This window comes from Collimonas sp., from assembly GCF_039923675.1.
Classification (GTDB): domain Bacteria; phylum Pseudomonadota; class Gammaproteobacteria; order Burkholderiales; family Burkholderiaceae_D; genus Collimonas.
Genome location: NZ_JBDTCG010000014.1, coordinates 49,366 through 62,924 on the forward strand (window position 1 = coordinate 49,366; position 13,559 = coordinate 62,924).

Annotated in this window: 12 protein-coding genes; 4 read left to right on the forward strand and 8 right to left on the reverse strand. The window is 58.5% G+C overall.

What is annotated here, in order from left to right:
• Positions 1-14 precede the first annotated feature (14 nt).
• The 6 genes from ABI171_RS02680 to ABI171_RS02705 form a co-directional block, all read right to left on the reverse strand.
• Positions 15-1,292: an MFS transporter gene (locus ABI171_RS02680; protein WP_348091063.1), complete on the reverse strand. Its 1,278-nt coding sequence runs from the start codon at positions 1,290-1,292 to the stop codon at positions 15-17.
• A gap of 45 nt (positions 1,293-1,337) precedes the next feature.
• Positions 1,338-2,294, reverse strand: coding sequence for an aldose 1-epimerase (locus tag ABI171_RS02685; protein ID WP_348091064.1), 957 nt, complete (start codon positions 2,292-2,294; stop codon positions 1,338-1,340).
• Positions 2,291-3,079, reverse strand: coding sequence for an NAD(P)-dependent oxidoreductase (locus ABI171_RS02690; protein WP_348091065.1), 789 nt, complete (start codon positions 3,077-3,079; stop codon positions 2,291-2,293). The genes ABI171_RS02685 and ABI171_RS02690 overlap by 4 nt, the downstream gene beginning before the upstream one ends.
• Complete coding sequence (locus ABI171_RS02695) at positions 3,076-3,963, reverse strand: SMP-30/gluconolactonase/LRE family protein (RefSeq protein WP_348091066.1); 888 nt, start codon at positions 3,961-3,963, stop codon at positions 3,076-3,078. Before ABI171_RS02695 ends, ABI171_RS02690 begins: the two co-directional genes overlap by 4 nt.
• 40 nt (positions 3,964-4,003) lie before the next feature.
• Positions 4,004-5,371, reverse strand: coding sequence for a glucarate dehydratase (gudD, locus tag ABI171_RS02700; protein WP_348091067.1), 1,368 nt, complete (start codon positions 5,369-5,371; stop codon positions 4,004-4,006).
• A gap of 172 nt (positions 5,372-5,543) precedes the next feature.
• The gene (locus ABI171_RS02705; RefSeq protein ID WP_348091068.1) at positions 5,544-6,617 is read right to left on the reverse strand and encodes a LacI family DNA-binding transcriptional regulator; all 1,074 of its coding nucleotides are present in this window, start codon (positions 6,615-6,617) and stop codon (positions 5,544-5,546) included.
• Between the two features lie 171 nt (positions 6,618-6,788).
• On the opposite strand from ABI171_RS02705, the gene ABI171_RS02710 reads away from it, so the two are divergent.
• The 4 genes from ABI171_RS02710 to ABI171_RS02725 all read left to right on the forward strand — a co-directional run bounded on the left by ABI171_RS02710 (position 6,789) and on the right by ABI171_RS02725 (position 11,869).
• The gene (locus ABI171_RS02710; RefSeq protein ID WP_348091069.1) at positions 6,789-7,598 is read left to right on the forward strand and encodes a DeoR/GlpR family DNA-binding transcription regulator; all 810 of its coding nucleotides are present in this window, start codon (positions 6,789-6,791) and stop codon (positions 7,596-7,598) included.
• 297 nt (positions 7,599-7,895) lie between these two features.
• Positions 7,896-9,434, forward strand: coding sequence for a glycerol-3-phosphate dehydrogenase (gene glpD / locus ABI171_RS02715; RefSeq protein ID WP_348091070.1), 1,539 nt, complete (start codon positions 7,896-7,898; stop codon positions 9,432-9,434).
• Positions 9,435-9,565: 131 nt separating this feature from the next.
• Complete coding sequence (gene glpK, locus ABI171_RS02720) at positions 9,566-11,062, forward strand: glycerol kinase GlpK (protein ID WP_348091071.1); 1,497 nt, start codon at positions 9,566-9,568, stop codon at positions 11,060-11,062.
• A 93-nt stretch (positions 11,063-11,155) separates the two neighbouring features.
• Positions 11,156-11,869 (forward strand): MIP/aquaporin family protein, encoded by a 714-nt coding sequence (locus tag ABI171_RS02725; protein ID WP_348091072.1) that lies wholly within the window; start codon positions 11,156-11,158, stop codon positions 11,867-11,869.
• 46 nt (positions 11,870-11,915) lie between these two features.
• Here ABI171_RS02725 and ABI171_RS02730 read toward each other — a convergent pair whose 3' ends face one another.
• Entirely contained in the window at positions 11,916-12,419 is a 504-nt protein-coding gene (locus ABI171_RS02730) for a glutathione peroxidase (protein WP_348091073.1), read from the reverse strand.
• Complete coding sequence (locus ABI171_RS02735; RefSeq protein ID WP_348091074.1) at positions 12,416-13,552, reverse strand: PilT/PilU family type 4a pilus ATPase; 1,137 nt, start codon at positions 13,550-13,552, stop codon at positions 12,416-12,418. The genes ABI171_RS02730 and ABI171_RS02735 overlap by 4 nt, the downstream gene beginning before the upstream one ends.
• Positions 13,553-13,559 lie beyond the last annotated feature (7 nt).

A 13,559-nucleotide genomic window follows, 5' to 3' on the forward strand; every position in this document is an offset into this window, starting at 1 on the left:
CCAATCATCTTTGTTCAGTTTCTGACCGTCGTGGCGCTGTTGTCCTGGTAACCGCGATACAGCAGGAACAAGACCGTTGCGCCTACCACGTCAAACATTCCCAGTGCGGCAAACAAGGGGGTATAGCCTACCGATTCGGCCAATTGTCCGATCAGCAGCGAGAACGACAGACCGCCAATCCAGCTGATCATGCCGGTCAGGCCGTTTGCCGTGCCGACTTCGCGGGTGTTGAAGACGTCGGCGGTCATGGTGTTGACCAGGCCGGAAATCATTTGATGCGAGAAGCCGCCTATGCAAAACAAGGCGATAGCCAGGTAAGGGCTCTCTACATAGCCGACAAAGCCGACGCTGGTCATCAATACAGCGCCGGTGGCGACGCCGGCGATGCGTGAATTCACCAGTTTGAAATTGAAATGCTTCATCAGGAACGGCGACAGGTAGCCGCCCAGGATGCCGCCCATGTCGGCGGCGAAGAAAGGCATCCAGCCGAAGATCGCGAATTCTTTCAGGTTCATGCCGCGCACCGAAATAAAGTACAGCGGAATCCAGAAATTGAAGGTTTGCCAGGCCGGCTCCGCCAGGAAGCGAGTGATGGCAATGCCCCAGAAGCGGCGCGTCTTGACAATGGCCTTGACGGATGGCTTGGCGTGCGAATTGCTCTCGGCGACGCTTTCCTGGCCGGAGAGAATGTAGGCGCGTTCCGAATCGGACAGGTTTGGATGGTCTTTAGGGGCGCGATAAAAGAAGAACCACAGGCCGGCAAAAATGAAGCCCATCGCGCCAGTCACGATAAATGCGGCTTGCCAGCTGTGCTTATACAGAAGCCATGCCACCAGCACCGGAGCGATCACAGCGCCCATGGAGGTGCCGGCGTTGAAATAGCCTACCGCCACCGAGCGCTCCTGTTTGGGAAACCATTCCGATACTGCCTTGACCCCGGCCGGTATCGCCACCGCTTCGGTCAGTCCCAGCATGCCGCGGAAGAACGCCAGCGACATCCAGCCGGTGGCAAAACCGTGCAACATGCCGATCACCGACCAGGCGGCGGCAAACAAGGCGAAGCCGATTTTCAAACCGAGAAAATCGATGATGTAGCCGCACACCGGCTGCATGATGGTGTAGGCAACCTGGAAGGCCGCCACCACGTAAGAGTATTCCTTCGTGCTGAATCCCAGGTCGTGTTTCAGGGTATCCGCCAGGACGCCCAGCGAATTGCGCGATATGTAGTTAAGGATGGTGCCAAAACATACGAGGGCAATTATCCACCAGCGCAGGCCTTTGATGTGTTTCATGTTTGTTGTCTCGGTTAGTTTTTATAGGTGATCGCCCTGCGGGCGTCAAGGTGATTCCGCAACGGTTATGGCATCAAAAAAGTCCAGGCGGATATCGCAGCTGAATGTCTGGCCGCTCGGCAAACGCTGCAAGCCGGTATTGGCAAAGCCTGCTTGCGCCAGATTGAAGGCATCTGCGACATGTGTCACCGGCTCTATGCAGAAATAGTCGAGCGCTGCCGGCGCGTGCAATACCAGATGCGCCAGGAGTGGCGACGCCGACATGGCAATGCGATTGCCTTGCTGGTCGGTGATGCCGGCTTGCCGCTTCCAGCCGCCGTAGTACAGCGTCATTTCTTCATCTCGCGCAATCGGGCGCGCGTCGCGGTAATCGTATTGGACGGGTACATCGCCAACGCCGATGGCGACATGTTCCGCATCGGCTTGCCATAGCTGATGTGCATCAAACCCGACATGGTGCGCAAAGCGCCGCGGGAAATAGGGGTGGAAGCCTGCGCCAAGCGGCATCGGCGGCAGCGCATCGCTGCTGATATTGACTATTTCCATCTTCATGGCTAGTGCGCCAGCTTCCAGGACGATGGTCTGCTTTGCCAGGAACGCCCAGGGCCAGCCGTTGTCGCCGGAGTTGTGGCTGTATAACATTTCCGCGCTGTTGCTATCGCAAGCCAGCAATTGCCATTCGACGGTGTGGCCGAAACCGTGCATGGCGTGAGGTTCTCCCGGATGCAGTGGCAAGGAAAGCACCAGGTTTTCCCAGGAAAATTTGCCGTTGCGGATACGGTTGGAAAACGGCAGCAAGGGATAGATGCCTGCTTTCGGCCATGCGCTTGCAGGAAAGCCGTATTGACGGCATTGTTCCGGCATAGGCACAATCCAGTCAGTCGTCTGTTGCTCACGCGTCGAGCTGAGCGAGGTGATGCGGCCACCGGCGGATGGCGAGAGCGTCAGCTGCCATTCCCCATTGCGCAGGCTGCATTCAGGCGACAGCAAGAGCGTCGTCATGTTTTTCTGGAATAATCCGACGCTGCAAAACCACCGCCCAGGAACAGTTCGGCCAGCGGACCGCCACGGGTCGGAATTCCCGCAATCCGGTCGGCAAAGTCTTCTGCGTTGCTTTGCGGATGATAGCCAATCGGATTGTCGCGTTGCCGCCAGCAGTTGCGCGTGTTGGCCGATACACCGTACATGATCTGGAATCCGGGGTTATGCGCTTCGATGCAGCGCTCGGTCAGATGCTGCATATCGGGATGCGACAGCCATGTTTGCAGGTGCCTCCGTTCAAACGGCTCCACCTCGAATGATCCTATGCGCAGGCAGATGGACTCGACGCCATGCTTGTCAAAGTACAGCCTGGCGATCGCTTCGCCCCAGACTTTGCTGACGCCGTAAAGACTGTCCGGCCGCACCGCGGCATGTTCGTCAATTTCGGTCTTACACTCATACATGCCGATGGCGTGATTGGAGCTGGCGTAGATGACGCGCACCGCATGCGTGCGGGCCGCCTGGTACAGGCAGAGCAAAGCCTTCAGGTTGTGTTCGATCAGCAGGTCCAGTTCCAGATCGGTGCCGATGCCGGCCATGTGCACCACGGCGTCCGCGCCTTTCAACAGTTCTGCACAAAAGTCGGCGTCGCGCAAATCGCCGACGTGCAGCGTTTCATGGGCCGCAATTTCGCCTAGCGGCTTGATGTCGTTGAGCCGTAGCTGATAACGGCCATCCGACCATTGCTCCCTGAGGACCTTGCCGATATTGCCGGCGGCGCCGGTGAGAACGATGGTCTTCATCATCCGAACTCCGCCACGACAGTGCCGGCGAGCGGCATGTCGATGGCAAACAAGGCGCCGGCCAACGGTTCGCGCGCCAGCTGGTCGGCGCTCATGTTTTCGGTCAGCGAGGTGACATACAGGGTTTTCAGGTCGGCGCCGCCGAAAGCGCACATGGTGGGGCGCGATACCGGCAGCGGGATATAGCCCAGCAACTCGCCTTTCGGCGAGAATTTATTGATGCGTCCGGCAGTAATGCCGCAACCCCAGTAGCAGCCATCGGCATCGACCGCGCCGCCGTCAGGGCGGCCCCATTCCGCCTGCATCTGCACAAAGATTTCGCGCGGACCGAGCGCGCCGCTGGCGACATCGAAATCGTAGCGATAGATCACTGCGCGCCGTGAGTCGGAGTGGTACATGGTGCGGCCATCGGGGCTCCAGGCCAGTCCGTTTGAAACCACCAGCCCGTTGCCGTGGGCGCTGATGCTGCCATCCGGCGCCAGGCGGAACAGCGAGGCGCAGGCTTGCTTGTCGGCACGGTCGTCCATGGTACCGGCCCAGAACGCGCCATCCGGCCCGGTTTTGCCGTCGTTGAGGCGGTTATGCGGGATGTCAGGTTCCGGGTGTCCGATCAGGGTCCAGCTAGCGTCGGCGGGATCGAACCAGTGAAAGCCGGTGCGCAGCGCGGCGACAATCTTGCCGTTCTTTGCCAGGCTGATGGAGCCGATGGAGGCAGGAGCCACCCAGCTTTGCTGTTCTCCCGAGGCTGGATCAAAGCGATACAACGCTGGTTTAAGAATATCCACCCAGTACAGCGCCTGCTCGCGCTGCGACCACACCGGCGACTCGCCGACGATTGCGCCCTCGGCGCAGATCACGCGTAAAGGATAGGCAAATTGCTGGATCATGGTGCTGTGCTCCCGGATTTTGTCGCTGTGATCGAGCGCCTTAGCGCAACAGGCAAGGTTTCTTGTTATCGAATTTCCAGCCCGGGATCAAGTATTGCATCGCCATCGCATCGTCGCGCGCACCCAAGCCCATGTTGCGGTAGAGCTGATGTGCGGCTTCCAGTTCCGCCAGGTCGAGCTCGATGCCGAGGCCGGGCTTTTTTGGCACTTCGATCATGCCGCCGACGATTTGCAAAGGCTCTTTGGTCAAACGCTGGCCGTCCTGCCAGATCCAATGGGTATCGATGGCGGTGATATTGCCGGGTGCGGCAGCGGCCACATGAGTGAACATCGCCAGCGAAATATCGAAGTGATTGTTGGAATGCGAACCCCAGGTCAGGCCCCATTCATGGCACATCTGCGCCACCCGGACCGAGCCTTGCATGGTCCAGAAGTGCGGATCGGCCAAGGGGATATCTACCGATTGCAACTGGATCGCGTGGCCCATTTCGCGCCAGTCGGTGGCGATCATGTTGGTCGCCGTCTGCAAGCCGGTGGCACGGCGGAATTCTGCCATCACTTCGCGTCCGGAAAAGCCGTTCTCTGCGCCGCAAGGGTCTTCCGCATAGGCCAGCACGGCATGCTGGTCGCGGCACAGGCGGATCGCATCCTTGAGCAGCCAGCCGCCATTCGGATCCAGCGTGATACGGGCTTGCGGGAAGCGTTCGGAGAGCGCCGTCACCGCTTCCATTTCATCTTCACCGCGCAGGACGCCGCCCTTGAGCTTGAAATCGTTAAAGCCATAGCGTTGGTAAGCAGCTTCCGCCAGCGCCACCACCGCTTGCGCATCCAGCGCCGGTTCGTGACGCAAGCGCAGCCAGTCGTCGCTGGCATCCGGTTCGCTGGCGTAGGGCAGGTCGGTGGCGTTGCGGTCGCCGACGTAAAACAGGTAACCCAGCATCTTCACTGCATCGCGCTGCTGGCCTTCGCCCAGCAAGGCCGCTACCGGCACGTCGAGGAATTTTCCCAGCAGATCGAGCAGGGCGGCTTCGAGCGCCGTCACTGCGTGGATCGCGATGCGCAGATCAAAGGTTTGCAAACCACGGCCGCCGGCATCGCGGTCGCTGAACGCGTTGCGGGCGCTGTTGAGAATTGCCTGGTAATTGCCGATGGCTTTTCCCAGCAGCAGCGGTCGCGCATCTTCCAGCGTTTGCCGGATCCGCTCGCCGCCCGGCACCTCGCCGAGGCCGGTATTGCCGGCGCTGTCGGTCAGGATCACGATGTTGCGCGTGAAGTAAGGGCCATGGGCGCCGCTCAGATTGAGCAGCATGCCGTCGCGGCCGGCGACCGGTACCACCCGCATGTCGACGATGTGCGGAGTACTGGCGACTGGTGACTTGGTGTTCGACGAAGTTGAAATAGATGTCATGTGAGGCTGCCTGTGACTGAATGTGTGTCGAATTGATTGCTGCCGTCGCTACTGCATCGCGTATTGGACATTGCGTCTTACAGCAGTATTTCTTAAAAATGGGACCGCTACCAATTTAGATGGTAGCGGTCCCATTTTTGACTGTCAATCATTTTTTTTGTATCAGTAGGGATTAAACGCTGGCGCGCTCTATGATGGTGAAGCCGATATCACAAATTGGTTCGGCAACGCTTTTGCCTTCGGAGCGGGCGATGATAAAACGCGCCGCCGTGCTGCCGATAGCGGTGCCGTCGATGCGCACCGTGGTCAGCGGCGGCTGCAGGTCGCGTGAAAAACTCAAATCGCCGAGGCCGATCACCGCCAGCTGTTTTGGAATCGCGATAGCGCTGGCTTGCGCTTCAATCATCACACCTAACGCAAGCAGGTCGGAGCTGCAAAACACGGCATCGATATCGGGCGCGCGGGTCAACAAATTCCGCAAGCCGCTGCGGCCGTTGCCGAGCGTGGCAGGGGCCGCCACTTCACAGGAAGGTACCTCGGTTTCTTGCGCCGGCGCCATGCCGAGCCGGATCGCTTCCAGGGAAAAAGCGCTGGCGCGACGGCGGCTGCGCTCATCGTTGGCGCAGATGGCGCCAACACGGCGACGGCCTGCTGCGTGCAAGTATTGGGCTACTGCCACGCCGATCTTTTCATGGGAGAAACCGACCAGCATGTCGACCGGAGTCGGCGTCAGGTCCCAGGTTTCCACCACCGGAATGCCGCTGGACAGCAAACGCCGCCTTGCCTGTGCGGAGCGGTTGATGCCGGTCAGCACGATGCCGTCCGGGCGGCGGCCGATGATGGCGTCCAGCAAGGCGTCTTCGCGTGAATTTTCATAGCCGCTCTGGCCCAGCATCACCTGGTATCCCGCACCGGCCAAGGTGTCGGTCAGCGACTCCACTGTTTCCAGGAACATCGGGCCGGACAAGGTGGGGACGACAGCCGCCACCAGCCGGCTTTTTTGTGACGCCAGTGCGCCTGCCAGCAGGTTCGGCACGTAGCCGGTTTGCTGTACCGCGGCTTGTACTTTTTGCAGCACCTTGGCGGAAACCGCATCCGGCGTGTTGAGCGCCCGAGAAGCGGTGATCGGCGCTACGCCGGCCAGCTTGGCGACATCGCGCAAGGTAAAGCCGCCGGTTTTGCGGCCACCTTTACGGCGGGCGGTAACATCGGCAACGACTGCATCCAGTAGAGTTTCTTTTTCCATGGCGAAATTTTAACATCAATGAAAATGATACCGTTACCATTTTGCAAGGGAATGGTGAATTTGCGTCATTGAACAGGATTGGCGCGACACAATCCAACCTGCATTCTCCCCATATCGCAGAATTCCCATCATAATAAAAGTCTTTAAAAAAATCCGTACAGGACAGGTGTTATGCCAGCAGGGTTCAAGCCAGAAATATCCACGCAGCAGCTCAATAGCCGTCAGCAAGAGTTATTGAGCTATGTGCAGCGCGACGGTTTCGTTACGGTGGAACATTTGGCGACGCGTTTCCAGATCACCCAGCAAACCATCCGGCGCGACATCAATCTGCTGGCGGAGATGAACCTGTTGCAGCGTTATCACGGCGGCGTCGGCTTGCCGTCCAGCGCCGAGAACATCGCTTACGGCGCCCGCCAGGGTTTGTACTCGGAAGAGAAACGTCGTATCGCTGCGCTGGTGGTCGAGCATATTCCCGACCAAGCCACGCTGTTCATCAATCTCGGCACCACCAACGAAGAAGTGGCCAAGGCGCTGAGCCGGCGCCGCAATCTGCGGGTGATCACCAATAACCTGAACGTGGCGGCGATCATGAGCGGCTATCCCGGCTGCGAAGTGATCATCACGGGCGGTGTGGTGCGCGCGCGCGATCTCGGGATTACCGGCGAAGAAACCATCGATTTCATCCGCCGCTTCAAGGTCGACTTCGGCATCATCGGCATTTCCAGCATTGAGGCCGACGGCACCTTGCGCGATTTCGACTATCGCGAGGTGCGAGTGTCGGAAGCGATCATCGAGCATTCGCGCACCGTGTTCCTGGTCGCCGATCACTCCAAGTTCCGCCGGCCGGCGCTGGTGCGGCTGGGCGACATATCGAAGATCAATGCCTTGTTTACCGACCGGCCGGTGCCTGAGGAAATGAACGGCATTTTTTCAGATGCGAAAATCGACGTCTTTGTCGCGGATAGCCACGCAGCCACCTAATCCCCGCCATTTTCGCTCGTTCCGCGCTCGCTGAGGCGCGTCCTTCCTTTCTGATTTGTACCGGGCAACCAACCACCGCCAGGGTGGAGGGATTGATATTGCCTATCCGCAAATAAGTTTATTCCTATCGAATAATTGCTTTTAATAAATATAAATGATTATCAATGTTCGAATTCGAACAATATACTTTCGAATATAAATATTTTATGATGTGTGGTGACATTGCGAACATGCTGTTTTGTCAATTGGCAAAAAATGTTTGTCAGATGAGCGAGTTACCGACACAAGGAGATAGCTGTGGCATCAGGTGAAATTGTAGATTTGCTGGTAGTGGGCGGCGGCGTTAACGGCGCCGGAATTGCGCGCGACGCGGCGGGCCGCGGCTTGAGCGTGTTGCTTTGCGAACAGGACGATCTGGCCTCGCACACCTCTTCGGCCAGCACCAAGCTGATCCATGGCGGCTTGCGTTATCTGGAGCATTACGAATTCAGCCTGGTGCGCAAAGCCTTGCAAGAGCGCGAACTGCTGCTGCGCCTGGCGCCGCATATCATTGCGCCACTGCGCTTCGTGATGCCGCATGTATCGAGCTTGCGGCCGGCCTGGATGATACGCGCCGGCCTGTTCTTATACGATCACCTCAGCAAGCGTGAATTGCTTCCCGGTTCACGCACGATCGATTTCCGCAAGCACGTTGCCGGTGCGCCGCTCAAGAAAACCATGACCAAGGGCTTCGTCTATTCCGACGCTGCCGTGCAGGATGCCCGCTTGGTGGTGCTGAACGCCATGGACGCCAGGGAGCGTGGCGCTACCATTCTTACCAAAACCCGTTTGATCCAGGCCAGGCAAGGCGCCCAGTATTGGGACGCCACGCTGCTGTCGACCCAGAGCGGAGAAACCACCGAGATCAAGGCGCGTTGCATCGTCAACGCTGCCGGCCCGTGGGTGGCGAACCTGCTTAACGGCGCCTTGAATACGCCGGCGCAACATCATGTCCGGCTGGTCAAGGGCAGCCATATCGTGACCAAGCGTCTGTTCGATCACGATCACGCCTACATTTTCCAGAATCCCGACAAGCGTATTGTTTTCGCCATTCCCTACGAAAAGGACTTCACGCTGATCGGCACCACCGATGTCGAATTCAGCGCCAATCCGGGGAAAGTCGAGATTTCCGAAGAAGAAACCGCCTATCTGTGCGAATCGGTTAGCCGTTATTTTGAAGTTCCGGTGACGCCCCAGCAAGTGGTCTGGTCGTATGCCGGCGTTCGCCCTTTGCTGGAGGAAGAAGTCGCCAATCCATCCGCAGTGACGCGCGACTACAAGCTGGAGTTGCGTAACGAACCGGGCCTGGCGCCGGTGTTGTCGGTGTTTGGCGGAAAAATCACTACCTATCGGCGTCTGGCGGAAGAAGTGATGGAACATTTGCAGCCGCTGTTCGGTTACATGAAATCCCACTGGACCGCGCATGAGCCGCTGCCGGGTGGCGATATCCCGAACGCAAATTTTACGGAATTCCACCGGATTTTCCAGCAGCGTCATGCCTGGTTGCCCGCTACGCTGGCGGCGCGCTATGCAGGCGCTTACGGCACCCGCTCCGCGCGTTTGCTGGAGGGGATTCATGATGTCGCCGGATTAGGCGAGTTGTTTGGCGCCGATCTGTATGAAGCCGAAGTGCGTTATCTGATGCGCGAAGAGTGGGCGCTGACGGTAGACGATATTCTGTGGCGCCGCTCCAAGCTGGGATTGCGTCTCGATGCTGTAGCAGTAGAAAGATTGCGGACCTGGTTGCAAGAGCAGGAGCAGGAGCAAGCGCAACCGGCGGCCGCAATGCTTGCTTGACTATTTACCACCATGTTTTGCTGTTTTACACCGGCGCCGCCGGTAGATAAAAAAGACGGATCCTGGCTTGCCGCCGGATCAAAGTCACCCCGATCCGCTCAGGCGGATTTACCAACCTTGGAGTAGACAAGTTGAAAGAAAAATATATCTTAGCCCTGGATCAAGGGACTACCAGCTCGCGCGCCATCCTGTTTGATCGCCAGGGCAATATCGTGTCTTCAGCGCAGAAAGAATTCCGCCAGATCTATCCGCAGCCGGGCTGGGTCGAGCATGATCCGCAGGAAATCTGGTCGACCCAGGTCGGCGTCGCTGCGGAAGCGTCCACCAACATCGGCCTGAACGGCAATTCGATCGCTGCCATCGGCATTACCAACCAGCGCGAAACCACGATAGTCTGGGACCGCGAAACCGGCAAGGCAGTCTACAACGCCATTGTCTGGCAAGACCGCCGCACCGCGGCTTTTTGCGACCAGTTGAAAGCCGACGGCCTGGCGGAAACCATCCGCGCAAAGACCGGCTTGCTGGTTGACTCTTACTTTTCCGCCACCAAGATCCGCTGGATCCTGAATAACGTCGACGGCGCCCGGCAACTCGCCGACCAGGGCCGTCTTGCTTTCGGTACGGTCGATACCTGGCTGGTGTGGAACATGACGCGCGGCAAATTGCATCTGACCGACGTCTCGAATGCCTCGCGCACCATGCTGTTCAACATCCACACCATGGAATGGGATGACGAACTGCTGAGGATCATGGGCGTGCCGCGCAGCATGTTGCCGGAAGTGCGTTCATCGAGCGAAGTCTACGGCCACACCGAGATTTCCGGTTTCGGTTCCGAAATCCCGCTGGCCGGTATCGCCGGCGACCAGCAAGCCGCCTTGTTCGGGCAGATGTGCACGCAGCCGGGCATGGTCAAGAATACCTACGGCACCGGTTGTTTCATGGTGATGAATACCGGCACCAAGCCGATCATTTCGAAGAATAATCTGCTGACCACGGTTGCCTGGAAAATCGGCAACGAAGTCAACTACGCGCTGGAAGGCAGCATCTTCATCGGCGGCGCCGTGGTGCAATGGCTGCGCGACGGCCTCGGCATCATCAAGACCTCCACCGAAATCGAAGCCCTGGCGCGCAGCGTCAAGAGCAGTGACGGCGTCTATCTGGTGCCGGCTTTCGCCGGTCTTGGCGCGCCGCACTGGAACCCGCATGCACGCGGCACCATCTTCGGCATCACGCGCGGCACCACCTCTGCGCACTATGCGCGGGCGGCGCTGGACAGCATCGCCTATCAAACCATGGATGTGCTGAAGGCGATGGAGGCTGATGCCGGCATCGTGATTCCGGAACTGCGCGTCGATGGCGGCGCCACCGCGAATAACCTGTTGATGCAATTCCAGTCGGATATTCTCGGCGTCGATGTGGTGCGTCCGAAAGTCACCGAAACCACCGCGCTTGGCGCCGCCTATCTGGCCGGCCTGGCGGTTGGCTACTGGAGCAGCACGGCCGATGTGCAAGGACAGTGGCAGCTCGACCAGCGCTTCAAACCGGCATTGCCGGCAGAGGAAGTGCAGAGCGGCATCAAGGGCTGGCAGCGGGCGATTGCCGCCGCCACGGTGTGGGCAGATTCCTGACCTGACGCCGGATTTTTCCGCTGTTGAACGAGAAACTGGACAGAGCACTGCGTGGCTCTGTCCCTCCCCCTTCTATTTCCGAAAGAGTTTGTCATGACTCCCCTTATAGCTGAATTCGTAGGCACCGCCCTGATTGTCTTGCTTGGCAACGGTGTGGTTGCCAATGTCCTTTTGAGTAAAACCCACGGTAACGGCAGCGGCCTGATCGTGATTACCGTCGGCTGGGCGATGGCGGTGTTTGTGGGCGTATTCGTTGCAGCCTCTTCCAGTGGCGCCCACCTCAACCCTGCAATCACTTTGGCGCTGGCAGTGGCCGGCAAGTTCGCCTGGGCCAGCGTGCCTGGCTACATCATGGCGCAAATGCTGGGCGGTATGATGGGGGCGTTCCTGGTATGGCTGGTATACCGTAATCACTTTGCAGAAACCTCTGACGGTAATCTCAAACTGGCGGCATTCTGCACCGCGCCGGCGATCCGCAACACCTTCGGCAACGTGGTGTCGGAAGTGGTCGGCACCTTCGTGCTGGTGTATTGCGTACTGAATATCGCATCGCCGAAGATGGGCCTGGGTGCGCTGGATGCGTTGCCGGTGGCGCTGCTGGTGATGAGTATCGGCGTTTCGCTGGGCGGGACCACAGGTTACGCGATCAATCCTGCGCGCGATCTGGGACCACGCTTGATGCACGCATTGCTGCCGATTCCCGGCAAGCGCGACAGTGACTGGGGTTATGCTTTGGTGCCGGTGCTGGGTTCCATCGGCGGCGCTATCCTGGCAGCGCTGGTGTACGGCCTGCAAATGGCGCATTAAGAAGGAAGAACGTGCAAGGTTCGGCGCTCCGCCGAACCTTGCATGATTAATTCTTCAGCAGCTTTTCAATATCCGCAGCCAGCGATTCCGGCTTGGTTTGCGGCGCAAACCGGTCGACAATCGCGCCGTCCTTGTTCACCAGGAACTTGGTGAAATTCCACTTGATGCCTTCGCTGCCGAGCAAGCCTGGCGCAGCGCTTTTCAGATACTGATACAGCGGTGCGGCGTGGTCGCCGTTGACGTCTATTTTCTCGAACAAAGGAAAGGTGACGCCGTAGTTTTTTTCACAAAAGGCGCCGATCTCATCGGCAGTGCCCGGTTCCTGCGCACCGAACTGGTTGCACGGAAAGCCAAGCACCTCAAAGCCTTGCGCATGGTATTTCTGATAAATCTCCTCCAGGCCTTTGTACTGCGGTGTGAAGCCGCAGTTGCTGGCGGTATTCACGATCAGCAGAACCTTGCCACGGTAGGCGTCCAGCGAGCCGGCTTTGCCGTCCAGTTGATTGACGGTGAAATCATAGATTTGTGTATTGCCGGTATCGTTACTCATACTATCCCCAGATGTTCAGTGCCGGCAGAGAGGTCGCGGTCTTTTGCGTCCTTGCCGCGCAGTTTGATGGAAAGCCGCAGGTCGTTGACCGAATCGGCATTGCGCAAAGCGTCTTCGTAGCTGATTTTATCGTCTTCGTACAAATCGAACAGGGCTTGGTCAAAAGTCTGCATGCCGAGCTCGCGCGACTTCTTCATGATTTCCTTGATTTCATGCACATCGCCCTTGAAGATCAGGTCGGAAATCAGTGGTGAATTCAACAGGATTTCAACCGCCACCGCACGTCCCTTGACCGTTTTCAGCGGCACCAGGCGTTGCGAGACGATGCCCTTCAGGTTGAGCGATAAATCCATCAGCAGCTGCGGCCGCCGTTCTTCAGGGAAGAAGTTGATGATGCGGTCGAGCGCCTGGTTGGAGCTGTTGGCATGTAGGGTGGCAAGGCACAAATGGCCGGTTTCGGCGAAGGCGATGGCGTAGTCCATGGTTTCGCGGTCGCGAATTTCGCCGATCAGGATCACGTCCGGCGCCTGGCGCAAGGTGTTCTTCAGGGCCACGCCCCAGTTTTCGGTATCGACGCCGACTTCACGCTGGGTCACGATGCAGTTCTTGTGCGGATGGATGTATTCGACCGGATCTTCAATCGTGATGATATGGCCGTAGCTGTTCTCATTACGGTAGCCGATCATCGCCGCCAAGGTGGTCGATTTACCGGAACCGGTAGCGCCGACCATGATCACCAGGCCGCGCTTGGTCATCGCCACTTCCTTGAGCGTAGCCGGCAGGCCCAGGTCTTCGAATTTCGGGATGTCGGTGGTAATGGTCCGCAGCACCATGCCGACCCTGCCCTGCTGGATAAATGCCGAAGCGCGGAAGCGTCCCAGTCCGCCGGGGCTGATGGCGAAATTGCATTCCTTGGTTTCTTCAAAATCCGCAGCCTGCTTGTCGCTCATGATGGCGCGCGCCAGCTCCAGCGTATGGATGGCGGTCAGCGCCTGGTTCGAGACCGGGGTGATCTTGCCGTCGATCTTGAATGCCGGCGGAAAGTCTGCGGTAATGAACAGGTCGGAGCCGCGTTTGCTGACCATCAGGCGCAGCAGGTCGTGCATGAATTTGGTGGCTTGATCGCGTTCCATATATTTC